The organism is Shinella sp. (genome assembly GCF_035998705.1).
Classification (GTDB): domain Bacteria; phylum Pseudomonadota; class Alphaproteobacteria; order Rhizobiales; family Rhizobiaceae; genus Shinella.
Map to the genome: position 1 here is coordinate 72,497 of NZ_DASYHH010000005.1, position 26,855 is coordinate 99,351.

General features: G+C 63.3%; 21 protein-coding genes. 15 read left to right on the forward strand and 6 right to left on the reverse strand.

All coding sequences use genetic code 11. The features are described 5' to 3' along the window. Window positions 1-23: 23 nt before the first annotated feature. A complete protein-coding gene (locus VGN93_RS01010) occupies window positions 24-845 on the reverse strand; it encodes a pyruvate, water dikinase regulatory protein (protein WP_319323599.1) in 822 nt (273 codons plus the stop codon). 405 nt (window positions 846-1,250) lie between these two features. Here VGN93_RS01010 and hemE point away from each other — a divergent pair, with 405 nt between their 5' ends. From hemE to VGN93_RS01050, 8 genes are all read left to right on the forward strand, one after another. Continuing rightward, the gene (gene hemE, locus VGN93_RS01015; protein WP_327505969.1) at window positions 1,251-2,285 is read left to right on the forward strand and encodes a uroporphyrinogen decarboxylase; all 1,035 of its coding nucleotides are present in this window, start codon (window positions 1,251-1,253) and stop codon (window positions 2,283-2,285) included. Next, the gene (gene hemJ / locus VGN93_RS01020) at window positions 2,282-2,821 is read left to right on the forward strand and encodes a protoporphyrinogen oxidase HemJ (protein ID WP_327505970.1); all 540 of its coding nucleotides are present in this window, start codon (window positions 2,282-2,284) and stop codon (window positions 2,819-2,821) included. The genes hemE and hemJ overlap by 4 nt, the downstream gene beginning before the upstream one ends. Before the next feature lie 199 nt (window positions 2,822-3,020). After that, entirely contained in the window at window positions 3,021-4,286 is a 1,266-nt protein-coding gene (gene rho, locus VGN93_RS01025) for a transcription termination factor Rho (protein ID WP_319323596.1), read from the forward strand. A 123-nt stretch (window positions 4,287-4,409) separates the two neighbouring features. Further along, the gene (gene mnmE, locus VGN93_RS01030) at window positions 4,410-5,735 is read left to right on the forward strand and encodes a tRNA uridine-5-carboxymethylaminomethyl(34) synthesis GTPase MnmE (protein ID WP_327505971.1); all 1,326 of its coding nucleotides are present in this window, start codon (window positions 4,410-4,412) and stop codon (window positions 5,733-5,735) included. A gap of 67 nt (window positions 5,736-5,802) precedes the next feature. After that, window positions 5,803-7,683 carry a tRNA uridine-5-carboxymethylaminomethyl(34) synthesis enzyme MnmG gene (gene mnmG / locus VGN93_RS01035; RefSeq protein WP_327505972.1) on the forward strand — a complete coding sequence of 627 codons (1,881 nt, stop codon included), beginning with the start codon at window positions 5,803-5,805 and terminating at the stop codon, window positions 7,681-7,683. Then, complete coding sequence (rsmG, locus tag VGN93_RS01040; protein ID WP_327505973.1) at window positions 7,680-8,315, forward strand: 16S rRNA (guanine(527)-N(7))-methyltransferase RsmG; 636 nt, start codon at window positions 7,680-7,682, stop codon at window positions 8,313-8,315. The genes mnmG and rsmG overlap by 4 nt, the downstream gene beginning before the upstream one ends. Window positions 8,316-8,328: 13 nt before the next feature. Further along, window positions 8,329-9,123 carry a ParA family protein gene (locus tag VGN93_RS01045; RefSeq protein WP_327505974.1) on the forward strand — a complete coding sequence of 265 codons (795 nt, stop codon included), beginning with the start codon at window positions 8,329-8,331 and terminating at the stop codon, window positions 9,121-9,123. A 24-nt stretch (window positions 9,124-9,147) separates the two neighbouring features. Further along, window positions 9,148-10,038 carry a ParB/RepB/Spo0J family partition protein gene (locus tag VGN93_RS01050; protein ID WP_327505975.1) on the forward strand — a complete coding sequence of 297 codons (891 nt, stop codon included), beginning with the start codon at window positions 9,148-9,150 and terminating at the stop codon, window positions 10,036-10,038. A 16-nt stretch (window positions 10,039-10,054) separates the two neighbouring features. Here VGN93_RS01050 and holA read toward each other — a convergent pair whose 3' ends face one another. The 3 genes from holA to leuS are packed head-to-tail and all read right to left on the reverse strand — an operon-like array spanning window position 10,055 to window position 14,238. Then, on the reverse strand, window positions 10,055-11,089 hold the full coding sequence (gene holA, locus VGN93_RS01055) for a DNA polymerase III subunit delta (RefSeq protein WP_327505976.1): 1,035 nt from the start codon (window positions 11,087-11,089) through the stop codon (window positions 10,055-10,057). 7 nt (window positions 11,090-11,096) lie between these two features. Continuing rightward, the gene (gene lptE, locus VGN93_RS01060) at window positions 11,097-11,621 is read right to left on the reverse strand and encodes an LPS assembly lipoprotein LptE (RefSeq protein WP_327505977.1); all 525 of its coding nucleotides are present in this window, start codon (window positions 11,619-11,621) and stop codon (window positions 11,097-11,099) included. Further along, the gene (gene leuS / locus VGN93_RS01065) at window positions 11,608-14,238 is read right to left on the reverse strand and encodes a leucine--tRNA ligase (protein ID WP_327505978.1); all 2,631 of its coding nucleotides are present in this window, start codon (window positions 14,236-14,238) and stop codon (window positions 11,608-11,610) included. The genes lptE and leuS overlap by 14 nt, the downstream gene beginning before the upstream one ends. 198 nt (window positions 14,239-14,436) lie before the next feature. Here leuS and VGN93_RS01070 point away from each other — a divergent pair, with 198 nt between their 5' ends. Next, a complete protein-coding gene (locus VGN93_RS01070) occupies window positions 14,437-15,096 on the forward strand; it encodes a YggS family pyridoxal phosphate-dependent enzyme (RefSeq protein WP_327505979.1) in 660 nt (219 codons plus the stop codon). Between the two features lie 138 nt (window positions 15,097-15,234). Then, complete coding sequence (locus VGN93_RS01075) at window positions 15,235-17,139, forward strand: propionyl-CoA synthetase (protein ID WP_327505980.1); 1,905 nt, start codon at window positions 15,235-15,237, stop codon at window positions 17,137-17,139. A gap of 185 nt (window positions 17,140-17,324) precedes the next feature. On the opposite strand, the gene VGN93_RS01080 is transcribed toward VGN93_RS01075, so the two are convergent. Beyond that, window positions 17,325-18,026: a DUF1013 domain-containing protein gene (locus tag VGN93_RS01080; protein ID WP_327505981.1), complete on the reverse strand. Its 702-nt coding sequence runs from the start codon at window positions 18,024-18,026 to the stop codon at window positions 17,325-17,327. Window positions 18,027-18,261: 235 nt separating this feature from the next. Here VGN93_RS01080 and acs point away from each other — a divergent pair, with 235 nt between their 5' ends. Next, on the forward strand, window positions 18,262-20,217 hold the full coding sequence (gene acs, locus VGN93_RS01085) for an acetate--CoA ligase (RefSeq protein WP_327505982.1): 1,956 nt from the start codon (window positions 18,262-18,264) through the stop codon (window positions 20,215-20,217). Between the two features lie 203 nt (window positions 20,218-20,420). Here acs and VGN93_RS01090 read toward each other — a convergent pair whose 3' ends face one another. Then, on the reverse strand, window positions 20,421-20,618 hold the full coding sequence (locus VGN93_RS01090) for a DUF1674 domain-containing protein (protein WP_327505983.1): 198 nt from the start codon (window positions 20,616-20,618) through the stop codon (window positions 20,421-20,423). A 158-nt stretch (window positions 20,619-20,776) separates the two neighbouring features. Here VGN93_RS01090 and htpX point away from each other — a divergent pair, with 158 nt between their 5' ends. The 4 genes from htpX (at window position 20,777) to purH (ending at window position 26,718) form a co-directional block, all read left to right on the forward strand. Further along, window positions 20,777-21,742: a zinc metalloprotease HtpX gene (gene htpX, locus VGN93_RS01095; protein ID WP_327505984.1), complete on the forward strand. Its 966-nt coding sequence runs from the start codon at window positions 20,777-20,779 to the stop codon at window positions 21,740-21,742. Next, a complete protein-coding gene (locus tag VGN93_RS01100; RefSeq protein ID WP_414713973.1) occupies window positions 21,739-23,148 on the forward strand; it encodes an RsmB/NOP family class I SAM-dependent RNA methyltransferase in 1,410 nt (469 codons plus the stop codon). Before htpX ends, VGN93_RS01100 begins: the two co-directional genes overlap by 4 nt. Before the next feature lie 176 nt (window positions 23,149-23,324). Next, entirely contained in the window at window positions 23,325-25,007 is a 1,683-nt protein-coding gene (locus VGN93_RS01105) for a heparinase II/III family protein (RefSeq protein ID WP_327505985.1), read from the forward strand. 100 nt (window positions 25,008-25,107) lie between these two features. Continuing rightward, window positions 25,108-26,718 carry a bifunctional phosphoribosylaminoimidazolecarboxamide formyltransferase/IMP cyclohydrolase gene (gene purH / locus VGN93_RS01110; protein ID WP_327505986.1) on the forward strand — a complete coding sequence of 537 codons (1,611 nt, stop codon included), beginning with the start codon at window positions 25,108-25,110 and terminating at the stop codon, window positions 26,716-26,718. Window positions 26,719-26,855: the final 137 nt, after the last annotated feature.

The following is a 26,855-nucleotide window of genomic DNA, read 5'->3' on the forward strand; positions in this document are numbered from 1 at the left end:
GGTCTCCATTATGCGCCCCCGCGTTAACGGAGCTTGGGGCGAAGAGCAACGATGGCCGCTGCGGTTTCCTCGATCGAGCGGCGCGTGACATCGATGATCGGCCAGTTGTGGCGGGCGCAGAGCGCGCGGGCAAATTTCAGCTCCTCGGAAATCTGCGCCCGGTCGATATAATCGTCACCGCGAAACCCCTGCGCCTGGCCGAGCACCCGGTTCTGCCGCACCTGGGAGATCCGGTCCGTCGTGGCGATCAGGCCGACGATGAGAGGCTTCGTCGCGCTCGACAAGCGCTCCGGCAGCGGCACGCCCAGCACGATCGGCACATTGGCCGTCTTGATGCCGCGGTTGGCGAGATAGATGCTCGTCGGCGTTTTCGACGTGCGGCTGATGCCGACAAGAATGACATCCGCCTCGTCGAGATCCGCCGGCAATTGCCCGTCATCATGGTCCATCGTGAAATTCAGCGCATCGATGCGCGCGAAATAGTCCGCGTCCATCACATGCTGCGCGCCCACCCGGCGGCGCGACGGCGCGCCGAGATAGGACTGGAACAGATCGATCACCGGTTCGAGCACGGAGACACAGGGCACGCCCATCTCCCGGCAGCGCTGGTCGATGATCTGCGACAGGTCCCGGTCGACGATCGTGTAGAGCACGATGCCCGGCGCGCCGTCGATGGCATCGAGCACCGGCATCAGCTGCTTGCGGTTGCGGATCAGCGGATAGACATGTTCGAGCGCCTGCGAGGACTGGAACTGCGCCGCCGCCGCCCGGCCTGCGGCTATGAGAGTCTCGCCCGTCGAGTCCGAAATCAGGTGGAGATGGAAGTAGTTTTTGGTGCTTTCCACAATATCCTCCGCCCCCTGTTGATGAACCGGGACAGCCACGAGCTAAGAACGGGAGGGGTCCGGAGGCAAGAGGACAAGTGCCGATTTATCCACAAATGGCGCAAAGCGGGAGAGGGATCCGGCGGCCATGTGGATAAGACTCACCGACGGGCAAAGTGTCGCGCTTCTCCACAACTCATCCACAGCCAGGCTTTTTTCCAGCGGTGCCCGATCGTTTTGATTCAATGGATGGAATCCGGTTTTCCCTGTTTTGCGCTCAAAGAGATCATGCGCGTGCGATCTTTTTCAGCGCCTGTGCGTTGAGGCCCGCTTTCTGTGGAGAGGATTTAATCCTTGATAGTCACCGACTCTAAGAAATAGAAACCTTCTTAAAAGAGATTATTTCTTTATTGGGAGAACCCTGCGGTGCCAGTGAAAACCCGGAAGATCGTCGATGTGCTGAATGGCAAGACGGTCTCTCCCCCTCCCCTCTGGCTGATGCGCCAGGCCGGACGCCACCTGCCCGAATACCGGGACGTGCGTGCGAAGGCGGGGAGTTTCCTCGATCTGTGTTATTCGCCGGAACTGGCAACGGAAGTGACGCTGCAACCGATCCGCCGTTACGGCTTCGATGCGGCGATCCTGTTTTCCGATATTCTCGTCATTCCCGATGCGCTGAAGCGCAATGTGCGCTTTGAGGAGGGCCATGGCCCAAGGCTCGATCCGATCGACGTGGACGGTATTTTTGCCCTGAAGGGCGACGAGGTGGCAAAACACCTCGAGCCGGTCATGGAAGCGGTCTCTCGCATCCGCCGGAGCCTCCCCGAGGAAACGGCGCTGCTCGGCTTCTGCGGGGCGCCCTGGACCGTCGCGACCTACATGATCGCCGGTCACGGCACGCCGGATCAGGCGCCGGCGCGGCTTTTTGCCTATCGCGAGCCGCGTGCCTTCGCACACCTGCTCGACGTGCTCGCCGAGCTCTCGGCCGATTACCTGGTGGCGCAGATCGATGCCGGCGCCGATGCCGTGCAGATTTTCGATTCCTGGGCCGGCGTTCTCGGCGAGCGGGAGTTCGCCGATTTTGCCGTGCGCCCGGTGCAGCGGATCATCCAGTCGGTCAAAACCCGCCGACCGCAGGCCAGGTTCATCGCCTTCGCCAAGGGTGCCGGCCTGTTCCTGAAATCCTATCGGCAGCAGACCGGGGCCGATGCCATCGGCCTCGACTGGTCGGTGCCGCTCTCCGTTGCCGCTGAACTCCAGAAGGACGGCCCCGTCCAGGGCAATCTCGATCCGATGCGGGTCGTCGCCGGCGGTGCGGCGCTGGACGACGGCATCGACGCCATCCTGCAAGCCCTCGGCAACGGCCCGCTGATCTTCAATCTCGGCCATGGCATCACGCCGCAGGCCGACCCCGTAAACGTTGCCCGCCTCGTGGCGCGCGTGCGTGGAGAAGCCCGGTGAGCGAGAGGCAGACGGGCGAGAATGCGGGGCGCCGGGCGCGGCTGCGCGCGGCCGTTGCGCTCACGCTCTTCGCCCTGCTGGCTGCGGTTCTGATCCTCTATCCGCCGGACGATCTCTACCTGTGGATCAAGGCGCTGCACATCATCGCCGTCATCTCCTGGATGTCGGGCCTGCTCTACCTGCCGCGGCTTTTCGTCTACCACACGGATGCGCCGGTCGGTTCCGCCCAGTCGGAAACCTTCAAGGTGATGGAACGGCGGCTCTACCGCGTCATCATGCAGCCGGCGATGGGCCTTGCCTGGCTGCTCGGCCTCTACCTCGCCTGGTCGGTCTATGGTTTCCAGGGCGGCTGGCTGCATGCGAAACTCGCCTTCGTCGTGCTGCTGACCGGCGTGCATCAATATTACGGCCGCGCCGTTAAGGCCTTCGCCGAGGACCGCAACACCAAAACCGGGCGGCAGTGGCGGTTCTGGAACGAGGCGCCGGCGCTTCTGATGATCCTCATCGTCGTGCTCGTCGTCGTCAAACCGTTCTGAGGCCATATCCCAGGCCTCGGGCAACAAAACGGACGAAATTCCCAAGCCCCCTTGCGAGCATCGACCGGAACAGCTATTTTCCGCGCATCTCATCTCTCGTGGCATGTGACTTCGTTCAATGGACTGCACCGGACCCCGCGCAGTTCGTCCTTGACCCGCACGCCTTTTCCCATCCCGATGACCGCAGCATGGACCATTCATGGCCGAAATGAAGCTACAAGACCTCAAGAACAAGACTCCGACCGACATCCTTGCCTTTGCCGAATCGCTCGAGGTCGAAAACGCCAGCACGATGCGCAAGCAGGAGCTGATGTTCGCCATCCTGAAGATGCTGGCCGAGCAGGACGTCGAAATCATCGGCGAGGGTGTCGTGGAAGTGCTGCAGGACGGTTTCGGCTTCCTGCGCTCGGCCAATGCGAACTACCTGCCGGGTCCGGACGATATCTACATTTCACCCTCCCAGATCCGTCGTTTCTCGCTGAAGACCGGCGATACGGTCGAAGGTCCGATCCGTGGCCCCAAGGAAGGCGAACGGTATTTTGCCCTGCTCAAGGTCAATACGATCAATTTCGATGATCCGGAAAAGATCCGCCACAAGGTCCATTTCGACAACCTGACGCCGCTCTACCCGAACGAGCGCTTCAAGATGGAACTCGAGATTCCGACCTCGAAGGACCTTTCGCCGCGCGTCATCGATCTGGTGGCGCCGCTCGGCAAGGGCCAGCGCGGGCTGATCGTCGCGCCGCCGCGCACGGGTAAGACGGTTCTCCTGCAGAACATCGCCCATTCGATTACGGCAAACCATCCGGAATGTTATCTCATCGTGCTGCTCATCGACGAGCGCCCGGAAGAAGTGACGGACATGCAACGCTCGGTAAAGGGCGAGGTCGTCTCGTCGACCTTCGACGAGCCGGCGACGCGCCACGTCCAGGTCGCCGAAATGGTGATCGAGAAGGCGAAGCGCCTTGTCGAACACGGTCGTGACGTCGTCATCCTGCTCGATTCGATCACCCGCCTCGGCCGCGCCTACAATACGGTGGTGCCGTCGTCCGGCAAGGTCCTGACCGGCGGTGTCGACGCCAACGCCCTGCAGCGCCCGAAGCGCTTCTTCGGCGCCGCGCGCAACATCGAGGAAGGCGGCTCGCTGACGATCATCGCGACGGCCCTGATCGATACCGGCAGCCGCATGGACGAAGTCATTTTCGAAGAGTTCAAGGGCACCGGCAACTCGGAAATCGTGCTCGACCGCAAGGTCGCCGACAAGCGTATCTTCCCGGCCATGGACATCCTCAAGTCCGGCACCCGCAAGGAAGACCTGCTGGTGCCGCGCCAGGATCTCCAGAAGATTTTTGTTCTTCGCCGTATCCTCGCCCCGATGGGGACGACGGATGCGATCGAGTTCCTGATCGACAAGTTGAAGCAGACCAAGAGCAACGGCGATTTCTTCGACTCGATGAACACATAGTCGGGTTGCGCTTTGGCTTATGCGAATGGTCCCGTCGCAAGATGGGACCATTTTCGTTTCACGACAGAGAATCGATTCTTTTCCGAAACGGAATAATCGATTCGTAGCCGGAATATTGGACAGATGAGCACCGCCGATACGATCTTTGCGCTGTCCAGCGGCGGTTTGCCCTCAGGTGTCGCCGTGATCCGTCTTAGTGGTCCGGCCAGCGCGCAGGCACTTCAATCCCTCTGCGGACATTTACCGCAGCAAAGACGTGCGTCGCTACAAACGATTCGGAACCGCAATGGTGAGAAACTCGATGAAGGGATTGTGCTGTTCTTCCCAGGGCCCAATTCCTTCACGGGAGAGGACTGCGCCGAACTTCAAATCCACGGCGGCCGAGCCACGGTAAAGGCGGTCCTGGCGACTTTGGACGGTATGGAAGGTCTGCGCGCCGCGGACGCTGGCGAGTTTTCACGCCGCGCTTTTCTGAACGGCCGCATGGATCTGGTCGAGGTGGAGGGCCTCGCCGATCTGATTTCCGCCGAAACCGAGATGCAACGCCGTCTGGCCGCCGAACAGGCCTCGGGTGGGCTTTCGAGGCTTTATGATTCGTGGGCGAAACGTTTAACCCATGCCCGTGCCATGATTGAAGCCGAATTGGATTTTGCCGACGAAGACGATGTTCCGGGTTCCGTCGCAAGCCGGATTTGGCACGATATGCGGAAGCTCGATCAAGAGATCCTTAACCATCTCGCCGAAGCCCGCGCCGGAGAAATCGTCCGGGACGGTCTGAAAGTGGTCATTGTGGGCCCGCCGAACGCGGGAAAATCAAGCCTCCTGAACTATCTGGCAAAACGCGACGTCGCCATTGTCACGGACGTCCCCGGCACCACGCGCGACGTCCTGCATGTGGATCTCGATCTCGCAGGTTTCGCCGTGCGCCTATACGATACCGCCGGCTTGCGAGAAACCGACGACATCGTCGAACGGGAAGGCATTCGCCGGACCCAACTCTCGATGGCGCAAGCGCATCTGCTTCTTCTTTTGTCCCCAGACGACAATCCGGACTGGAACGCCTTCATCGAAGATTATGTTGGTCCCGTCGTCCGAGTCCGGACGAAGGCCGATTCAAGAGATGCATCTTGGCCAAAGCCCGAAGCGGATGTTATAATATCGGTGCGAACGGGGGAAGGCATACCGGAACTCCTTCATCGCCTCGGTCGGCATCTTCCGGATCTCGACACCGGCAATGCCCTGGCGCTTCCCACACGGCAGCGACATGCGCTGAATCTTGCGGCAGCACGGGAACACATACAACTTGCCTTGAGCGTCCCGGGGCCGGGCTTGGATATCCAGGCAGAATATCTCCGGTTGGCAGGACAGGCCCTCGGCCGGGTAACAGGACGCGTCGATGTCGAAAATCTGCTCGACGTCATCTTTTCGGAATTTTGCATAGGCAAATGATTCACGTGAAACAGCACAACGCAGACGAGTCGCTTTGTACGTTTCACGTGAAACAGGTGGGTTCAACATGACGACAATGAATTATGATGTTGTGGTGATTGGTGGTGGTCACGCGGGCGTCGAAGCGGCCGCAGCTTCTGCCCGGGCCGGTGCCCGCACCGCTCTGGTGACACATAAAGCCGCGACGATCGGCGTCATGTCCTGCAACCCAGCGATCGGCGGCCTCGGAAAAGGTCATCTTGTTCGCGAAGTCGATGCTCTCGATGGCTTGATGGGCCGCGTGGCAGATCGGTCCGGCATCCAGTTTCGTTTGCTGAATCGGCGGAAAGGCCCTGCCGTCCGTGGGCCCCGAACCCAGGCCGACCGTAAACTCTACCGGAAGGGCATGCAGGCCGAAATCGGGGCGATACCCAATCTGGACGTGATCGAAGGCGATGCTTTTGATCTTGACGTCAAAGATGAAACGATTACGGCGATTGTCATGAAGGATGGCCGCCGTCTGCGTTGCGGCGCCGTCGTCATCACCACCGGCACCTTTCTGCGTGGCCTTATTCATATCGGCAACGAAAAGATTCCGGCGGGACGCGTCGGAGAGGAACCTTCGCTGGGTCTATCAGCAACATTCGAACGTCTTGGACTAAGACTGGGGCGCCTCAAAACCGGTACGCCAGCACGGCTTGACGGGCGTACGATTGACTGGGCCGCCGTCGGGCGCCAAGCGGCGGATGAAGAACCGGTGCCGTTCTCCTTCATGACCGATCACATTACGACGCCGCAGATCGAATGCGGTGTGACACGGACGACGCCCGATACTCATCGCATCATCGAAGAAAACATCGGCAAGTCCGCGATGTATTCCGGCCAAATCGAGGGTGTCGGCCCCCGCTACTGCCCGTCGATAGAAGACAAGATCGTCAAATTCGGTGAACGCGACGGTCATCAGATTTTTCTGGAGCCTGAGGGGTTGGACGACCACACGGTCTATCCGAATGGTATTTCGACATCCCTCCCGGCCGATGTACAGGATGCGTTCATACGCACGATCCCGGGCTTGGAGCGAGTGACGATCCTTCAACCGGGTTATGCCATCGAATATGACCATGTGGACCCGCGCGAGCTGTCGGCCACTCTCGAGGTGAAGCGACAACCGGGTCTCTTCCTGGCGGGTCAGATCAACGGCACGACCGGGTATGAAGAAGCGGCGGCGCAAGGGCTTGTGGCAGGGTTGAACGCTGCCCGCCGTGCCGCGAACAAGGACGGACACGTCTTCAGCCGAACGGAAAGCTATATCGGTGTCATGCTCGATGACCTCACCTCGCGTGGTGTGACCGAGCCCTACCGCATGTTTACCTCCCGGGCCGAATATCGCCTTTCCCTACGCGCTGACAATGCGGATGTCCGGTTGACGCCGCTTGGACTGGCTTTGGGCCTCGTTGGGCCGGAGCGCGAGCGGCGTTTTGGCGATTGGTCGGACGCTATGAGACTGGCGCGGAAGCAGCTTCACGCATTGACGCTTTCCCCGAATGAAGCCGCCGGTCGCGGCTTGAAGATCAACCAGGACGGCGTGCGGCGCAGTGCTTACGACTTGCTCGCCCATCCTGACATCGACTATGCGCGGCTCGCGGCAGTGTGGCCGGAGCTCCAGCATGTTGCGCCGCGCGTTAGTGACGCCGTGGAGATCGAGGCGGCTTATTCGGTTTACATGAACCGCCAAGAGAAAGACATTGTGGAGGCGCGTCGTGAGGAAGAACGGCGTATTCCGGATGATTTCGATTTTGGCGCCTTGCCGGGTTTGTCCATCGAATTGCGGCAGAAGCTCGCGGCAGCGAGGCCTTCTAATCTCGCACAGGCGGCCCGCGTTGACGGTATGACGCCCGCTGCATTGACACTGCTTCTTGCCTATCTCAAACGCCTGCCGGCGCCGGCGGATCGGACCGCGCACGCATGAGCCGCCTTCCTTCCGAACTGAATGGCCTGAATGTTTCACGTGAAACTGTGGACAGGCTGAACGCCTTTGTTGTGCTTTTCCAAAAATGGGCGAAGGCCATCAACCTGGTTGCTCCCTCCACGCTCTCGGAAGTGTGGAGCCGCCATATTGTCGATAGTATGCAGATCTATTCGCTTTACCCGGGCCCTCGAACTTGGGTGGACCTCGGTAGCGGAGGGGGTTTCCCCGGGATCGTGAGCGGCATTCTGCTGGCCGGCATTGGAGGCGGTTGGGTCCATCTTGTCGAGAGCAACAACAAGAAAGCTGCTTTTCTGCGAACCGCTATTCTCGAAACCGGCGCTCGGGCATCCGTACACGCGATTCGAATCGAGGATGCGCCGGTGGCGATTGCCCATTGTGACGCGATTTCGGCGCGCGCACTGGCCGATCTCGACTTGCTGTTGGAGTTTGGACTACCCTGGGCGCAGCGGAATACCGATTTGCGGCTTTTTCTTCACAAAGGCCGGGATTACCAGCGGGAGATCGATAAAGCGCTTGGTCGGTGGAGATTCGATCTGGTAAAACATGCCAGCATTGTCGAGCCGGACTCCGTCGTGCTCGAACTGTCGAAACTCTCGCAAAAAAAACCGTGATCGGTGGATGTCCATGGCAGGCGAAAAGAACCGAATCATTACCATCGCAAACCAGAAAGGCGGGGTCGGAAAGACGACCACGGCGATCAATCTGGCAACGGCGCTGGCCGCGATCGGTGAGCGTGTCCTGATCGTCGACCTGGACCCGCAGGGCAATGCAAGCACCGGCCTCGGCATCGATCGTCGGAACCGTGAATTTTCGTCGTATGATTTGCTGATCGGCAGCCATGGCGTCGCCGAGACCGTATTGCCAACGGCCGTGCCCAACCTGTCGATCATTCCGTCGACGATGGATCTGCTCGGTGTCGAAATGGAAATCGCGCAGCAGAACGACCGTGTTTTCCGGCTGAAACGGGCGCTTGCCTCCGATGAGGCGCTGACTTACTCTTACGTGCTGGTCGATTGCCCGCCGTCCTTCAATCTTCTGACGATGAATGCGCTCGCTGCCGCGCATTCCGTTCTGGTGCCGTTACAATGCGAATTTTTTGCGCTGGAGGGTCTCAGCCAGTTGCTGGAAACGGTGGATCAGGTCCGCCGCACGATCAATCCGCGCCTGGATATCCAGGGCATCGTGCTCACCATGTTCGATTCGCGCAACAATCTTGCGCAGCAGGTCGTCAACGACGTGCGCACGCATCTCGGCGAAAAAGTCTATCACACACTCATTCCGCGGAATGTGCGGGTCTCCGAGGCGCCGTCCTACGGCAAGCCGGCGATCCTCTATGACCTCAAATGCGCCGGAAGCCAGGCCTATCTTCAGCTTGCTTCCGAGGTGATCCAGCGTGAAAGGCAGCGTAAAGCGGCCTGAATTCAGTATCTGTGAGTAGAACCGATGAACGATGACAACTCCAAGCGGCGTCTTGGCCGTGGCCTTGCAGCCCTGATCGGTGAAATGGACCAGCTTCCGGCCGCCGATGTCGGCGCGCGCCCGGCGCTCAATCCGGACCGGGACGTGCCGATCGAATTCGTCGGCCGCAACCCGCGCAACCCGCGGCGTTATTTCGACGAGTCGGAGTTGCAGGACCTGGCGTCGTCCATTCGGCAACACGGCATCGTGCAGCCGGTCGTCGTGCGCACCACTGCCGACAATCGCTTCGAGATCATCGCCGGCGAACGGCGCTGGCGAGCGGCGCAGCTCGCCGGCCTGATCGAAATCCCGGTCATCATTCGTGACGTGGACGATCGTACGGCGCTGGAAATTGCCATCGTGGAAAACGTCCAGCGGTCCGACCTCAACCCGCTGGAAGAGGCGATGGGCTACGAGCTCTTGATCGCGGACCATGGTTACACGCAGAACGATCTCGGCGAGATCATCGGCAAGAGCCGGAGCCACGTGGCAAACAGCCTTCGCCTGCTGAAGCTGCCGGAGCCGGTGCGTGAAATGCTTGCCTCCGGTACGCTTTCCGCCGGTCATGCGCGCGCGCTTATCCCGACGTCGGATCCGATTGCGTTAGCCAAGGCGGTCGTCGCAAAGGGCATGTCGGTGCGCGATGCGGAGCGGCTTGCCCAGAACGACATCAAGGCGCAGACCGATCCGAACCACGGCCAGACGCCGCGCAAGGACGAGAAGGATGCCGATACGCTGGCGTTGGAACGCACGCTTTCCGACGTCCTTGGTCTCGATGTCTCCGTGAACCACAAGGGCAGCGGCGGCCATCTGCGGATCGCCTACAAGACGCTAGAGCAGCTGGAAGAGATCTGCCGGCTTCTCGAACGCCGCTAAAAGTCCTTAGCCGGATTCAGCGCCGGGCAGATTGAAGCACGGTTGCCAGCATGGTCTGCATGGCGATCGTGTCTTCCAGCGCCGGGCGCTGCCGGCTTTGCAGGATGGCGGCTTGCAGGCGCTGGGTTTCACGGCGGATGGCGGGACCAGCCCAGGTTTTCAGGGCATTTTCGATGATCGGCTTGCGGCGAAAGTGAAGATGGCGGCCGAGCGTCGCCATGGCCTGCGCCGCGGGCGCGCGTTTTTCATCCATTTCGGCGCGCATCAGCTCCAGAAGCTGGAATTGCCGGAGGCAGCCCTGCAGGACGAGGAAGATCGGCGTCTTGGAGGAGACGATCTTCTGGATCGCGTGCATGAAGCCGTCGCGGTCGCCCTTGAGGATCGCGTCTATGGCGTCGTCCGTCGAAATCGCGCTGGCATCGCCGACAATGTCCTCGACATCCTGTTCCTCGATCAGTTCCTTGCCGCGGCAATAGAGGGCGAGCTTGCGGACTTCGTTGCGGGAGGCGAGCCGGTCGCCGCCGATCGTTTCCACCAGGCGTTCGCGGGCGGCCGGGGAAATACGAAGGCCTTCGGCGGAAAGTTCCTGGTCTATGAGCGTCTGCAGGGCGCGGCCGTCGTCGGCATAACAGGCGATGGCGGCGGCTTGTGTGCTCGTTTCCGCCGCCTTGCGGAGGGCAGCGCCCTTCTTCAGGTCGCCCGCTTCTATGATCAGCGTGGACGGGCCGGCGGGCATGCCCGCGAGGATGTCGAGCGCGTCGGCAAGGCCTTTTTCGCTGCCGGCATTGCGGATCCAGACAAGGCGATCGCCACCGAACAAGCCGATGGCGTTCATTTCGTCGATCAGCCGACCCGGCTGGTTGCCGACTTCGCCGGCATCGAGTTTCACGACGGAGAAGGCATCCGCAAGGTCGACACCGCTGTTGGCGGCGAGTGCGGCGGCGCGCTCGGAAACCAGGCCGCGGTCCGGCCCATAGATGAGGAAGAGCCGCACGGGCAGCGGCTTCCGCTTCAGGAAGCCGTCGAATTCGTGCGACTTGACCTCTGCCATAGCCGGCTCAGCGACGGCCGAGAGCGGCGGCGACGTCTGCGCGGATCAGCTCTGCCAGCTCGCGTGCGGCGCGGTTTTCCGCATTCCGAACGGCGCGCAGTTTTGCGAATTCCTGCACGGGAAAATCGACCAGTGCGACGGACGAACGTTTGCCGGAAGCCAGCGTTTCGCCGGAGTCGGTCTTCACGAGGTTATAGTCCGCCGCGACGACGATGCGGCCGGCGCGCGGAATATCGTCGGCAACGTCGATGAGAACGCCGATATTGCGAACGGTGACGTTCATTTCCAGGTGGTAGATCGCGTTCTGCGGTTCGCCGGCACCCCCGGCGAAGAGGAAGATCAGGTCGTTGCGAACCCGCTGTTCGACGCGGTCATTCGCTTCCGAAATGGACACGGAGGCGAGTTTGCCTTCCGTGCCGCTTCCCGTGGAATAGAGCGGGCGCACCTGGCAGCCTGCGAGCGTGCCGATGATGGCGAGGCCGGCGAGCGCCTTGGCAAACCGCGAGAGGCCGGTTCCGTCAGACAACAACATTCACGATCCTCTGCGGTACGACGATGATCTTCTTGGGGCGTTGGCCGGCGAGCGCGGCCTGGACGGCTTCGAGCGCCAGCACGGCCGCTTCGACCGCACTCTGGTCCGCATCGCGGGCGATTGTCAAATCCGCACGCTTCTTGCCGTTGATCTGCACCGGCAGCGTGACCTCGTTGTCGGCGACCAGGCTGTCCTGGTAGGCCGGCCAGCCGGATGTGGCGACGAGGCCTGCGCCGCCGATCTCGCGCCAGCACTCTTCCGCCAGATGCGGGGTCATGGGGGCGACGATGCGGATCAGGATGCCGACGGCCTCGCACAGCGCGGACGCGAGCTCGGGTGAGGCCTTGCCGGCGGCGGCGGTGGCCAGCGGCGCGGCAAGCGCGTTGACGAATTCGTAGATCCGCGCGACGGCCTTGTTGAAGGCGAGCTTGTCGTAATCGGCCTGCACGGCCTTCAGCGTCTTGTGCGCGATCTGCGAGACGGCGAGCGCGTCGCCCTCCTCGCCCGGACGGCTTTCGGCGGTTTTCAGGGACAGAGCAGCCTCGGACACCAGGCGCCAGACGCGCTGGACGAAACGATGCGCGCCTTCGACGCCGGCTTCCGACCAGATGACGTCACGGTCCGGCGGAGAATCGGAGAGCACGAAGAAGCGGGCGGTATCGGCGCCGTAGGAGGCGATGATATCGTCAGGGTCGACGACGTTCTTCTTCGACTTCGACATCTTCTCGATCGAGCCGATGGCGATTTCTTCGCCGGATTCAAGGTGCAGGGCGCGGCGCTTGCCGTCCAGTTCCTCGATGCGGATTTCGGCGGGCGTCACCCATTCGCGCCTGGCGCCCTCGCCGCGGCTATAGGTCTCGTGCACGACCATGCCCTGGGTGAAGAGGCCCTTGAAGGGCTCCTTAACGTCGAGATGGCCCGAGACCTGCATGGCGCGGGTGAAGAAGCGCGAATAGAGCAGGTGCAGGATCGCGTGCTCGATGCCGCCGATATATTGATCGACCGGCAGCCAGGCATTGGCGGCGGCGGGATCGGTCGGGTTGTCTTCCCAGGGCGCGGTGAAGCGGGCGAAATACCAGGACGAATCGACGAAGGTGTCCATCGTGTCCGTCTCGCGCCGCGCGTCCTTGCCGCAATGCGGGCAGGCGACATGGCGCCAGGTCGGGTGCCGGTCGAGGGGGTTACCGGGCTTGTCGAAGGTGACGTCGTCCGGCAGCTTGACCGGCAGGTCGGCCTTCGGCACGGGAACCACGCCGCAATCGTCGCAATGGATGACCGGGATCGGGCAGCCCCAGTAGCGCTGGCGCGAAATGCCCCAGTCGCGCAGGCGGAAGTTCACCTTGAGCTCGCCCTGCGGTGCATTGCCGAGGGTGGCAGCCGACAGGCGGGTCGCCACGGTCTCGAAGGCGTCTTCGGTGCTGAGACCATCGAGGAAACGGGAATTGATCATCACGCCGTCGCCGACATAGGCCTCGTCGCCGATCGCGAAGGTCGCGGCGTCGGCATCCTTGGGCATGACGACGGGCACGACGGGCAGGTCGTATTTATGGGCGAAGTCGAGGTCGCGCTGGTCGCCGGAGGGGCAGCCGAAGATGGCGCCCGTGCCGTAATCCATCAGCACGAAATTCGCGACATAGACCGGCAATTCCCAATTCGCATCAAAGGGATGGCGAACGCGGATGCCCGTGTCCATGCCCTTCTTCTCGGCGGTTTCGAGCGCGGCCAGCGAGGTGCCGGCGCGGCGGCACTCTTCGCAGAAGGCCATGATCTCGGGATTCTGCGCGGCGGCGTCCTTGGCCAGCGGATGGTCGGCGGAGATCGCCAGGAACGAGGCGCCGAACAGCGTGTCGGGACGCGTCGTGTAGACGGTCACATCCTTTTCGCCCGTGAGACCCGCGTTTTCGGCGATCTCCCAGCGGATCAGCATGCCTTCGGAGCGGCCGATCCAGTTCTTCTGCATCAGCCGGACCTTTTCCGGCCACTGGTCGAGCGTGTCCAGCGAATCGAGCAGGTCCTGGCTGAAATCCGTGATGCGGAAGAACCATTGCGTCAGTTCGCGCTGTTCGACCAGCGCGCCGGACCGCCAGCCGCGGCCGTCGATCACCTGCTCGTTGGCGAGAACCGTGTGGTCGACCGGGTCCCAGTTGACCTTGGATTGCTTGCGGTAGACCAGGCCCTTTTCCAGGAAGTCCAGGAAGAGGTGCTGCTGGCGCTGGTAATATTCGACATCGCAGGTGGCGAATTCACGCGACCAGTCGAGCGACAGGCCCATGGATTTCAGCTGCCCGCGCATCGTCGCGATGTTTTCATAGGTCCAGCCCTTGGGGTGGACCTTGTTCTGCATGGCGGCGTTTTCGGCGGGCATGCCGAAAGCGTCCCAGCCCATCGGGTGCAGCACGTTGAAGCCGCGCGCACGCTTGTAGCGGGCAACCACGTCGCCCATGGCGTAGTTGCGCACATGGCCCATATGGATGCGGCCCGACGGATAGGGGAACATCTCAAGCACGTAGTACTTTTCGCGCGGATCGTCGTTCCTGGTCAGAAAGACGTTTTCTTCGTTCCATTTTGCCTGCCAGCGGGGCTCGGCATCGCGCGGATTGTAACGTTCGGTGGCCATGTCTTTGATGTTCCGGAAGTCTTTTGGGAGTCTTGGAGGGCGCTTCGCCCATGCGAATATAGTGGCGAGACCTTCATCATGAAACCGCCGAAGCGTCAAGTTTTGTGGGCTCCGCCGGGCTCTGTCGCATCGCCCGCGGCTTGGCAAGCGGCGCCATTTTGGCTAGGTCCGGAGCCTGATGCCGAAGGGAGAATGACCATGGACCTGCAGGACCGTCTCGAAGACGTTCGCAACCGGATGCGCAAGGCCGCGACTGAAGCCGGCCGGGAACCGCAGGCGGTGACGCTGGTCGCGGTCTCGAAGACCTTCGATGCCGATGCCATCCGTCCGGCCATTGGGGCCGGCCAGCGCGTTTTCGGCGAGAACCGGGTGCAGGAGGCGGAGGGCAAGTGGCCGGGTCTTCGCGCCGAGACGCCGGATATCGAGCTGCACCTGATCGGCCCGCTGCAATCCAACAAGACGGCCGAGGCCGTGGCGCTGTTCGATGTCATCGAGACGGTCGATCGCGAGAAGATCGCCCGCACCATCGCCGCCGAGATGGCACGGCAGGGACGCAGCTTGCGGCTCTATGTGCAGGTCAATACGGGCCTTGAGCCGCAGAAGGCAGGCATTGCGCCGGACGATACGGTCGCTTTCGTCGCCTTCTGCCGCAACGAACTCGGCCTTTCGATCGAGGGGCTGATGTGCATTCCGCCGGCGGACGCGTATCCCGGGCCGCATTTTGCGCTGCTGGCGAAACTTGCCGAACGCTGCGGTCTCGAAAAGCTCTCGATGGGCATGTCGGGCGACTACGACGTCGCCATCGGCCTTGGCGCGACGAGCGTGCGCGTCGGCTCGGCGATTTTTGGTACGCGCTGATTTCGGCTCGGGTTTGACGAAACGCAAAAGCGCGGCCTCGCCGCCTGAGGCTTTCGTCTGGCTTTGCGGAACGGATCGCCTTCCCTATTCTCTCTTCAGGAGAAACCGGCCGTTTCGCGGTCGGGCGGGAGGAAAGTCATGCCAAGAACCTATGCCGAGATCTATCGGGCCTGGAAGGACGACCACAAGGCGCATTGGGCGGAAGCCGCGCGGGCGATCGACTGGTTCACGGAGCCGGTGGAAATTTTCAATGGCGCGCAGGGCGTCTATGGGCGCTGGTTTCCGGATGCGGTGGGCAATACCTGCCACAATTGCGTCGACCGGCATGTGGCCGCGGGACGCGGCGACCAGGCGGCGCTGATCTACGATAGTCCGGTGACGGGCCGCACGGCGCGCTACAGCTATGCCGAGCTGCTCGCCCAGGTGAATGCCATGGCGGCAGTGCTGGCCGATCATGGCGTCGCGAAGGGCGATCGCGTCATTCTCTATATGCCGATGATCCCGGAGGCGATTTTCGCCATGCTGGCCTGCGCGCGCGTCGGGGCGATCCATTCGGTGGTCTTCGGCGGGTTTGCTGCAAGCGAGCTGGCCGCGCGCATCGATGATTCCACCGCGAAACTCGTGGTTACCGCAAGCTGCGGCGTGGAACCGAACCGGGTGGTGGCCTACAAGCCGCTGCTCGACGCGGCGGTGGAGTTGGCGCGGCACAAGCCGGATCATTGCCTCGTGCTGCAACGGCCGGAGCTGGCGGCGGATCTCGACGGCGCGCGCGACGTCGATCTCGGCGCGGCGCTGGCGGCGGCACGGGCTGCGAGGCGTGAAGTCCCCTGCGCGGCGCTCGCCGCGACCGACCCGCTCTATATCCTCTACACCTCCGGCACGACCGGCCAGCCGAAGGGCGTCATCCGCGACAATGGCGGGCATATGGTGGCGCTCGCCTGGACGATGCGGGCGCTCTACGGCGTGGAGCCTGGCGAGGTCTATTGGGCGGCCTCCGATATCGGCTGGGTCGTCGGCCATTCCTATATCGTCTATGCGCCGCTTTTGAACGGCAGCACGACGGTGCTGTATGAGGGCAAGCCGGTCGGCACGCCGGATGCCGGGGCCTTCTGGCGGGTGGTGGAGGAGTACAAGGTCTCCGTGCTCTTCACCGCGCCGACGGCGTTCCGTGCGATCCGCAAGGAGGATCCGGAGGGGCTGCTGGTGAAACGGCACGACCTGTCCAGCCTGCGGGCGCTGTTCCTGGCGGGCGAGCGCGCCGATCCGGAGACGATCCGCTGGGCGGAGGCCGTGCTCGGCGTGCCGGTGGTGGATCACTGGTGGCAGACGGAGACGGGCTGGGCGATCGTCGGCAACCCGCTCGGCCTCGACCGGCTGCCCGTGAAACACGGCTCGCCCACCGTGCCAATGCCGGGTTACGAGCTGCATGTGCTGGACGATGCCGGCCATGAGGTGGCGCCCGGAACGCTCGGCAACATCGCCATCAAGCTCCCCCTGCCCCCGGGCTGCCTGCCGACCTTCTGGAACGCCGACGAGCGGTTCCGCACCACCTGCCTCTCGGAATTTCCCGGCTACTACAAGACGGCCGATGCCGGTTATGTGGACGAGGACGGCTACGTCTTCATCATGTCGCGCACCGACGACATCATCAATGTCGCCGGCCACCGGCTTTCGACGGGGGCGATGGAGGAGGTCTGTGCCAGCCATCCGGACGTCGCCGAATGTGCGGTGATCGGCGTCGCGGATGCGGTGAAGGGCCAGGTGCCGGCAGGCTTCCTCGTTTTGAAGAGCGGTGTTTCACGTGAATCATCGCTTGTGGAGCAGGAGGTGGTGGCGCTGGTGCGCGAACGCATCGGCCCGGTCGCCGCCTTCAAGACGGCGCTCTGCGTAAAACGGCTGCCGAAGACGCGCTCGGGAAAAATCCTGCGCGGCACCATGCAGAAGATCGCCGACAAGCAGGACTGGAAGATGCCCGCGACGATCGACGATCCGGCCATTCTCGACGAGATCGCCGAGGCGCTGTCTACGCGCCGGCTCGGCTGAGGATTCCGGCGCCCACATAGCTCTCCTCCGTCATGGTCGGGCTTGACCCGACCATCCAACACGTCGAGCAAGCCGGTGGATCCTCGGGTCGAGCCCGAGGATGACGTTGTGGGGTTGGTAGGTCCAAAAACAAAAAAAACCGGCCGCTTTGGGCGACCGGTTTATGATCTGCGAGGGATCGGCGCTTAGAAGCGCTCGTCTTCGTCCTCGTCGGGCGTTGCCGACTTCAGCGACTTGAGCTTGGCGAAGACGGCATCGGCGTCGATTTCCTTCTCCTCTTCCACATCGGTGCTGTAGGGCAGCTTTTCCGTTTCGCGGGCGGCTTCCAGCGTCGCGCCGAGTTCGGCGGCGGTCGGCAGCGGACGGCCCTTCGAGGCGCGCTCGACTTCCAGGTCGAGGTCGATCTGCGAGCAAAGGCCGAGCGTCACCGGGTCCATCGGCGCGAGGTTGGCGGAGTTCCAGTGGGTGCGTTCGCGGATCTGCTCGATCGTCGACTTGGTCGTGCCGACGAGACGCGAGATCTGCGCATCCTTCAGTTCCGGATGGTTGCGCACGAGCCAGAGAATGGCGTTCGGCCGGTCCTGGCGCTTGGAGACCGGCGTGTAACGCGGGCCCTTGCGCTTGGATTCCGGCACGCGGACCTTCGGATCGGAAAGTTTCAGCTTGTGATAGGGGTTGGCTTCCGCACGCGCGATTTCCTCGCGGGAAAGCTGGCCGGTGGAGATCGGGTCGAGACCCTTGATGCCCTGGGCCGATTCGCCGTCGGCGATCGCCTTCACTTCAAGCGGGTGCAATTTGCAGAATGTGGCGATCTGGTCGAACGACAGCGCCGTGTTGTCGACCAGCCAGACCGCGGTCGCCTTTGGCATGAGGAGCTGCTGAGACATGCATATAGTCCTTCTGTCCGTCCGCGCCGGTGTCGCGGGGTCGTGGGGTAGTTAACCACTATGTTCCGGGAATTGGGCCCTCTATAACGCCACTGTCGCAGAAATGCAATTCTTCAAGAGACAAATGACCTTTGTCTAATTGCGAGGGTGATTTGACCTGATATGTATGGCGCAGGAGGTGCGGGGCCGAAGGAGAATGCGGCTTCCCGCGCATGCGCAGTCAAGGGAGGCATGAATGTCCGCAAAGACCTATCCGGTCCTGAAATCCGCAAAAAGCCGTGCGTTGATCGACGCCGACACCTATCAGAAATGGTATCGTGAAAGCGTCGAGAACCCTGAGCGGTTCTGGGACAAGCACGGCATGCGGATCGACTGGTTCAAGCCCTATACCAAGGTCAAGAACACGTCGTTCAACGGCAAGGTCCCGATCAAGTGGTTCGAGGACGGCATTACCAACGTCTCCTACAATTGCATCGATCGCCACCTCAAGACGCATGGCGACCAGGTCGCCATCATCTGGGAAGGCGACAATCCCTATATCGACAAGAAGATCACCTATAACGAGCTCTACGAGCACGTCTGCCGCATGGCGAACGTGATGAAGAAACACGGCGTCAAGAAAGGCGACCGCGTCACCATCTACATGCCGATGATCCCGGAAGCGGCCTATGCGATGCTCGCCTGCGCGCGCATCGGCGCCATCCATTCGATCGTCTTCGGCGGCTTCTCGCCGGATGCGCTGGCCGGCCGCATCGTCGATTGCGAATCGACCTTCGTTATTACCTGCGACGAGGGCGTGCGCGGCGGCAAGCCGATCCCGCTCAAGGAAAACACCGACACGGCGATCGACATCGCCGCCAAGCAGCATGTAATCGTCAACAAGGTGCTGGTCGTGCGCCGCACCGGCGGCAAGACCGGCTGGGCCCCCGGCCGCGACATCTGGCACCACCAGGAAGTGCTGACCGTGCCGCGCGATTGTCCGCCGACCAAAATGAAGGCGGAAGATCCGCTCTTCATCCTTTACACCTCCGGCTCGACCGGCAAGCCGAAGGGGGTGCTGCACACCACGGCCGGCTACCTCGTCTATGCCTCGATGACGCACAAATATGTCTTCGACTACCAGGACGGCGATATCTACTGGTGCACGGCCGATGTCGGCTGGGTGACGGGCCATTCCTATATCGTCTACGGGCCGCTCGCGAACCGCGCGACCACGCTGATGTTCGAAGGCGTGCCGAATTTCCCGGATGCCGGCCGTTTCTGGGAAGTGGTCGACAAACACAAGGTCAACATCTTCTACACCGCCCCCACCGCCATTCGCGCGCTGATGGGCGCCGGCGATGCCTATGTGAAACGCTCGTCGCGCTCGTCGCTGCGCCTGCTCGGTTCGGTCGGCGAGCCGATCAACCCGGAAGCCTGGGAATGGTATTATAATGTCGTCGGCGAAGGCCGTTCGCCGATCGTCGATACCTGGTGGCAGACGGAGACCGGCGGCATCCTGATCACCCCGCTGCCCGGCGCGACGGACCTCAAGCCGGGTTCCGCGACGCGGCCCTTCTTCGGCATCAAGCCGGAGCTCGTCGACAACGAGGGCAAGGTGCTGGAAGGCACCGCCGACGGCAATCTCTGCATCGCCGATAGCTGGCCGGGGCAGATGCGCACGGTCTATGGCGATCACAAGCGCTTCGTCGAGACCTATTTCTCGACCTATAAGGGCAAATATTTCACCGGCGACGGCTGCCGGCGCGACGAGGATGGTTATTACTGGATCACCGGCCGCGTCGACGACGTGCTCAACATTTCCGGCCACCGCCTCGGCACGGCCGAAATCGAATCGGCGCTCGTCTCGCACCACCTGGTCTCGGAAGCCGCCGTCGTCGGCTATCCGCACAGCCTCAAGGGCCAGGGCATCTATTGCTACGTCTCGCTGATGGCCGGCGAAGAGGGCAACGATGCGCTGCGCCAGGATCTCGTCAAGCATGTGCGCAAGGAGATCGGCCCGATCGCGTCGCCCGACAAGATCCAGTTTGCCCCGGGCCTGCCGAAAACCCGCTCGGGAAAAATCATGCGCCGCATCCTGCGCAAGATCGCCGAGGACGATTTCGGCTCGCTCGGCGACACCTCGACGCTCGCCGAGCCCGCCGTCGTGGACGACCTGATCGCCAACCGGCAGAACAAGGCCGCCGGCTGAGGAAAACGAACGGCGGCCACTGGCCGCCGTTTTTCTTTAGGGATCGGTAGGTTGCGGAAAGCCGCCTCCCTCCCCTCCTGCGTCATCCTCGGGCTTGACCCGAGGATCCACCGGCACTTGCGGCATGGATGGTCGGGTTAAGCCCGACCATGACGAAAGAGAGGAAACCGGGCATGTCGCGGCCGTTAGCCGGATTCCGCCGCTCAGAAATCGATCGCCCGGCCCTTGATTTCCCAGTCGCCGAAGCGGGCCGGGTCGGCGCCGCCGCGGCCGCCGATCTCGGGGCTGGGCTCGGCCGGCTTCTCGGCCTTGCGCCGTTCCTCGGCTTCGTGGAGGGCGCGCTGGGCTGCAGGCGGAAGCACTTTCCGGCCGTCCGAATGATTGTCGTTGTCGTTCTGCATGAAAATCGGCATCCTTCCCGGATATTGAAGAATTCCTGTTCGCTTACCATCATATAGGAGCGTGACGGCGCTGTGGAAAGCGTTGATTCACGTGAAACACTCCCTTGACAACAGGGAAAAACAACCGGTCCCAAAGACCCAACAGGAGCCGTAACCGTATGAACATCGTCCGCACAGCCATGCTTCTCGCCTTCATGACGGCGCTTTTCATGGGCGTCGGCCTGCTCATCGGCGGCAAGGGCGGCATGATGATCGCGCTTCTCGTCGCGATCGCCATGAATTTTTTCTCCTACTGGAATTCCGATCGCATGGTTCTGTCCATGTACGGGGCCAAGGAGGTGGATGAGCGTTCCGCGCCGGAATATTACGGCATCGTGCGCGACCTCGCCAAACGCGCCGGCCTGCCCATGCCGCGCGTCTTCGTCATCAACAGCGACCAGCCGAACGCCTTTGCGACCGGCCGCAACCCGCAGAATGCCGCCGTCGCCGCCTCGACCGGCCTTCTCCAGGCGCTGAGCTACGAGGAGGTCGCAGGCGTGATGGCGCACGAGCTCGCCCATATCCAGAACCGCGACACGCTGACCATGACGCTGACGGCGACGATTGCCGGCGCGATCTCCATGCTTGCCAACTTCGCCATGTTCTTCGGCGGTAGCGGCCACCGGGAGAACAACAATCCGCTCGGCTTCATCGGCATTCTGGTCGCGATGATCGTCGCCCCCTTCGCCGCCATGCTGGTGCAGATGGCGATTAGCCGGACGCGCGAATATTCCGCCGACAAGCGCGGCGCGGAGATCTGCGGCAACCCGCTGTGGCTTTCCTCGGCGCTCGGCAAGATCGCCGTTGCGGCGGGCCGCGTGCCGAACGACGACGCCGAGCGCAATCCGGCGACGGCGCATATGTTCATCATCAATCCGCTGTCGGGCGAGCGCATGGACAACCTGTTTTCCACCCACCCGAACACGGAAAACCGCATCGCCGCGCTCGAGGAAATGGCTCGCGGCATGCAAGCGCGCTCGACGGAGCCGGTCCGGGCTGATAATCCCGTCCGCAAATCGCGCTCCGTTCCGACGACGGGCTGGGGACGCGGTGGTTCCGAACCACCCAAAGGTCCCTGGTCTTGAACGACGACAGAACGAAACACAGAGCGCATCCGAAACGCAATGCCGGCGGCCGCGGGCCGAAGGCGCCCGCGGCGGATGCGGGCTATCCGGAAAAGCCGGGCCTGCGCGCCCGCCAGGCTGCCGCCAAGATTCTTGCCGCCGTGGTGGACCGCAGGACGCCGCTCGACGGCATGCTCGATTTCGAAAACGGCAATCCGGCCTACCGGCAACTCAACGATGCCGACCGCGCGCTGGTCCGCGCCATTCTCAACACGGCGCTGCGCCACCTGCCGCGCATCGATGCCATCATGGACACGCTGGTCGGCACGCCGCTGCCGGAGGGAGCGCGCGCGCTGCACCATGTGCTGACGGTCGCCGCCGCGCAGATCCTCTATCTCGACGTGCCGGACCATTCCGCCGTCGATCTGGCGGTCGAGCAGGCGCAGATCGACCCGCGCAACCGCCGCTTCGCCAGCCTCACCAATGCCGTGCTGCGGCGCCTGGCGCGCGAAAAGGCCTCGCATCTGACGGCGACCCGCACGGTCCCGGTCATTCCGCCCTGGTTCCATGAGCGGCTGGTCGGCATCTACGGCCGCGAGCACACCGCGCGCATCAACGACGCGCTGCTCGAATCCTCCACCATCGACCTCACCGTCAAGTCCGATCTGGACGGCTGGGCCGCGCGGCTTGGCGGCCTCGTGCTGCCCACCGGCTCCGTCCGCCTGCCTGTCGCCTCGGGTGCCATCCCGGCGCTGGAAGGCTTTGAAGCGGGCGAATGGTGGGTGCAGGATGCGGCGGCGAGCCTGCCGGCAAAACTCTTCCGCGACCTTGCCGGCAAGCGTGTCGCCGATCTCTGTGCCGCGCCCGGCGGCAAGACCGCGCAGCTTGCCGCGGCGGGCGCCGTGGTGACGGCGCTCGACCAGTCCGCCAACCGCCTGAAGCGGCTCGCCGGCAATCTCGAGCGTCTCGGTCTTTCCGCGACCGTGGTGGAAGCCAATATGGCGGATTACCGGCCGGAGGACCTGTTCGACGCGGTGCTGCTCGACGCGCCCTGCTCCTCCACCGGCACGATCCGCCGCCATCCCGACGTGCTCTGGACCAAGGGGCCGGAGGATATCGAAAAGCTTGCCCGGCTGCAGGAGCGCCTGCTGCGCCACGCACTGACGCTCGTCAAGCCCGGCGGCGAGCTGGTGTTTTCCAATTGCTCGCTCGATCCGATCGAGGGCGAGGAGATGGTCGCCCGCGTTCTCGCCGACAATCCGGCCTGGCGGATCGATCCCGTCGACCCTGCCGAATGGCCGGGCCTGGAGACGGCGATTTCCCCCCGCGGCGAATTCCGCACCACGCCCGCCATGCTGCCCGCGACGGAGACGCGTGCCGGCGGCGTGGACGGATTTTACGCCGTACGGCTCAGCCATGGCGGCTAAAGCAATTCCAGCAAAAGTGCTTGGGCGTTTTGCGTCCGGAATTGCGGGGAAACGCTCTGAGCTGAAAAAATCGACCCGAAATGCTTCCGAAGTCATCAACAGCCCATCAGCGGTCGATGAATTGACGCCGCTTGCCTCCTCAGCCTACCTATAGGTCCAGGAGGCATTCGTTAACCATGCAGCTTTCCGACAGGCAGCGGCTACTCTATCTGTATATGCGTGAGGGTTGGCGCCGGTTTTCCCGGAGGCTTGCCCTGGGACGAATCAGCGCCATGCGCTTTTCCGGCGGCACGCCGGACCGGCTGGTCGTTGCACCGACGGACCTGCACCCGGCCGATCTCTTCGCCGGCGAAGAAATCGTCAGCGGGCGTTTTCCGCTCGCCGGCCGTATTCTCGAATGCGAAGGCGAATCGCCCTTCGCGCTGGAGCTTCCCTCGGAAGAATTCGCCGTCCGGCTGCATTCCTTCGGCTGGCTGCGCCATATGCGCCTCGTCGATCCGGAAAAGGCGGCGCTCACCGCCCGCTTCATCGTCGACGACTGGCTGCAAAGCCACGGGCGTTACATCGGCGGGCTGGCCTGGCGACCGGATGTCGCGGCGCAGCGCATCATTGCGTGGCTCTCCCATTCGCCGGTCGTGCTGAAGGATGCCGATTACCCCTTCTATCGCCGCTTCCTCAAGAGCCTCGCCTTCCAGGTGCGCTACCTTCGCCACGTTGCCGATACGACGCGCGACGGCGAGCCGCGGCTTCGCGTGCGCATCGCGCTCGCCATGGCCTCCATCGCCATGCCGGCCTCTCCCTCGCGCATGCGCAAGGCCGCGCGCCATCTCGACGAGGAGCTCGACCGGCAGATCCTTCCCGATGGCGGCCATTGCTCGCGCAATCCGCGCGCCGCACTCGATGTGCTGCTCGACCTGCTGCCGCTGCGCCAGACCTATGTCAATCTCGGTCATGACATGCCGGCGCAGCTCATTCCCTCCATCGACCGCATTTATCCGGCCCTACGCTTCTTCCGCCACCAGGGCGGTGAACTCGCGCTCTTCAACGGCGCCACCTATACGCTGGCGCACGAGCTGATGTCGGCGCTGCGCTACGACGAGACCGGCGGTGCGCCCTTCAAGGCGCTGCCGTCGAGCAATTACGACCGCCTGGCGGTGAAGGAGACGGTCGTGCTGATGGATACCGGCGTGCCGCGCTCGGTCGATCTTTCGGCCACGGCCGCCGCCGGCGCACTGTCCATCGAAATGTCGTCGGGAAAGAACCGCTTCATCGTCAATTCCGGCCGGCCGCGTTTCGCCGGCGATGCGCTGCGGCAATTGTCGCGCACCACGGCGGCCCATTCGGTCGCAACACTCAACGACACGTCCTCCGCGCGCATCTCCACCTCGCGCTTCATCGGGCCGATCGTCGTCGGCGGCATTTCCAAGGTCGAGGTGTCGCGTGCCGAGCGCCAGTCCGGCGCCGACAGCGTGACGGCGACACATGACGGCTACCTCAAGCGCTTCGGCCTGCTCTATGAGCGCGACATCCTCGTTGCGGCGACAGGCAGCGAGATCCGCGGCCGCGAACGCTTCTACAAGCCGAGCGATCCGGATGCTGCGATCGACAAGGGCACGGCGGTGGTGCGTTTTCACATCCACCCGACCATCCAGCTCTACCGGGTCTCCGCCAACGAGACACGGCTCATCGCGGTGGATGGCGAGGCCTGGGCGCTGACCTGCGTCGACGTGCCGGTGGAAGAGGAGGAGGACGTCTTCTTCGCCGATCCTTCCGGCGTGCGAGCCTCGCGCCAGCTGACGCTGACCATGCCGCTGGCCAGGGTGGCGGAAATTCAATGGTCGCTGGCGCGACAACGCTGAGACATCAGGACGTTTCGCGGTTTTCTCGCGGGCGCGCCTGTGATAACGGGGCGCATGACCATCCGGCCCTCCCCTCCCGGGCCGCAGAACGGAGCGCCCCATGGCCGTCATTTCCAAGAAAATCCCCGCCCCCGATCGCGTCGCCATCCGCACGGCGCTGCTGTCCGTGTCCGACAAGGCCGGTATCGTCGATCTCGCCCGTGCATTGGCCGAAAAGGGCGTGCGGCTGCTGTCGACCGGCGGCACGCACAAGGCGCTGAGCGATGCCGGGCTCGCGGTGACCGACGTTTCCGAGGTGACGGGCTTTCCGGAAATCATGGACGGCCGCGTCAAGACGCTGCATCCCGCCGTGCATGGCGGCCTGCTGGCGATCCGCGACGATGCGGAGCATGTCGAGGCGATGAAGGCGCACGGCATCGGCGCGATCGACCTCGCCGTCATCAACCTCTACCCGTTCGAAGAGGTGCGCGCCAAGGGCGGCGATTATCCGACGACCGTCGAGAACATCGATATCGGCGGCCCGGCGATGATCCGCGCCTCGGCCAAGAACCACGCCTATGTCACCATCGTCACCGACCCGGCCGACTATCCTGCCCTCATCGAGGAACTCGCCGACGGCTCGACCTCCTATGCCTTCCGCCAGCGCCTGGCGGCCAAGGCCTATGCCCGCACGGCGGCCTATGATGCCGCGATCTCCAACTGGTTTGCCGAAGCGCTCGACATCGCCATGCCGCGCCACCGCGTGCTCGGCGGCGTGCTGAAGGAAGAGATGCGCTACGGCGAGAACCCGCACCAGAAGGCCGGTTTCTACGTCACCGGCGAGAACCGTCCCGGCGTGGCGACGGCGACGCTGTTGCAGGGCAAGCAGCTTTCCTACAACAATATCAATGACACCGACGCGGCCTTCGAGCTCGTCGCCGAGTTTCTGCCGGAAAACGGCCCGGCCTGCGCGATCATCAAGCACGCCAATCCCTGCGGTGTCGCCACCGGCAAGACGCTGAAGGACGCCTATGCGCGGGCGCTCGCCTGCGACCCGGTCTCGGCCTTCGGCGGCATCATTGCGCTCAACTCGACCCTCGACGGCGAGACGGCGGAAGAGATCGTCAAGCTGTTCACCGAGGTCATCATCGCGCCGGATGCGGACGAGACGGCGCGTGCGGTCATCGCCGGCAAGCCGAACCTGCGCCTGCTGGTGACCGGCGCCCTGCCCGATCCGCGTACGCCCGGCCTTTCCGCCAAGACGGTCTCCGGCGGCTTGCTCGTGCAGAACCGCGACAACGGCATGGTCGAGGACCTCGAACTCAAGGTCGTCACCAAGCGCGCACCGACCGCGCAAGAGCTGATCGACATGAAGTTCGCCTTCAAGGTCGCCAAGCACGTCAAGTCGAACGCCGTGGTCTATGCCAAGGACGGTCAGACCGCCGGCATCGGTGCCGGCCAGATGAGCCGCGTCGATTCCGCCCGCATCGCCGGCCTGAAGGCCGAGGACGCCGCCAGGGCGATGGGCCTTGCCGAGCCGCTGACGCGCGGCTCCGCCGTCGCCTCGGAAGCGTTCCTGCCCTTCGCCGACGGTCTGCTCTCGGCGATTGCCGCGGGCGCGACGGCCGTCATCCAGCCGGGCGGCTCGATGCGCGATGCGGAAGTGATTGCCGCCGCCGACGAGGCCGGCGTCGCCATGGTCTTCACCGGCATGCGCCACTTTAGGCATTGAGCCGGATTCTTCGCGGGGCTTAAAACGTCGGCGTTAACCGCAACCCCTCCTCCGTCATGCTCGGGCTTGACCCGAGCATCCACCGCAGCGGACGAGACGTGGATCCTCGGCTCAAGGCCGAGGATGACGTTGTGGGT

What these genes read in the sequence shown, in the direction of transcription:
- VGN93_RS01075 (WP_327505980.1), top strand. Translation starts at nt 15,235, where the DNA reads ATGCCAAGAACCTATGCCGAGATCTATCGGGCCTGGAAGGACGACCAC.
- rsmG (WP_327505973.1), top strand. Translation starts at nt 7,680, where the DNA reads ATGAGCCGCCTTCCTTCCGAACTGAATGGCCTGAATGTTTCACGTGAA.
- leuS (WP_327505978.1), bottom strand. Translation starts at nt 14,238, where the DNA reads ATGGCCACCGAACGTTACAATCCGCGCGATGCCGAGCCCCGCTGGCAG.
- VGN93_RS01045 (WP_327505974.1), top strand. Translation starts at nt 8,329, where the DNA reads ATGGCAGGCGAAAAGAACCGAATCATTACCATCGCAAACCAGAAAGGC.
- VGN93_RS01070 (WP_327505979.1), top strand. Translation starts at nt 14,437, where the DNA reads ATGGACCTGCAGGACCGTCTCGAAGACGTTCGCAACCGGATGCGCAAG.
- rho (WP_319323596.1), top strand. Translation starts at nt 3,021, where the DNA reads ATGGCCGAAATGAAGCTACAAGACCTCAAGAACAAGACTCCGACCGAC.
- VGN93_RS01090 (WP_327505983.1), bottom strand. Translation starts at nt 20,618, where the DNA reads ATGCAGAACGACAACGACAATCATTCGGACGGCCGGAAAGTGCTTCCG.
- holA (WP_327505976.1), bottom strand. Translation starts at nt 11,089, where the DNA reads ATGGCAGAGGTCAAGTCGCACGAATTCGACGGCTTCCTGAAGCGGAAG.
- purH (WP_327505986.1), top strand. Translation starts at nt 25,108, where the DNA reads ATGGCCGTCATTTCCAAGAAAATCCCCGCCCCCGATCGCGTCGCCATC.
- acs (WP_327505982.1), top strand. Translation starts at nt 18,262, where the DNA reads ATGTCCGCAAAGACCTATCCGGTCCTGAAATCCGCAAAAAGCCGTGCG.
- mnmG (WP_327505972.1), top strand. Translation starts at nt 5,803, where the DNA reads ATGACGACAATGAATTATGATGTTGTGGTGATTGGTGGTGGTCACGCG.
- VGN93_RS01105 (WP_327505985.1), top strand. Translation starts at nt 23,325, where the DNA reads ATGCAGCTTTCCGACAGGCAGCGGCTACTCTATCTGTATATGCGTGAG.
- mnmE (WP_327505971.1), top strand. Translation starts at nt 4,410, where the DNA reads ATGAGCACCGCCGATACGATCTTTGCGCTGTCCAGCGGCGGTTTGCCC.
- htpX (WP_327505984.1), top strand. Translation starts at nt 20,777, where the DNA reads ATGAACATCGTCCGCACAGCCATGCTTCTCGCCTTCATGACGGCGCTT.
- VGN93_RS01050 (WP_327505975.1), top strand. Translation starts at nt 9,148, where the DNA reads ATGAACGATGACAACTCCAAGCGGCGTCTTGGCCGTGGCCTTGCAGCC.
- lptE (WP_327505977.1), bottom strand. Translation starts at nt 11,621, where the DNA reads ATGTTGTTGTCTGACGGAACCGGCCTCTCGCGGTTTGCCAAGGCGCTC.
- VGN93_RS01080 (WP_327505981.1), bottom strand. Translation starts at nt 18,026, where the DNA reads ATGTCTCAGCAGCTCCTCATGCCAAAGGCGACCGCGGTCTGGCTGGTC.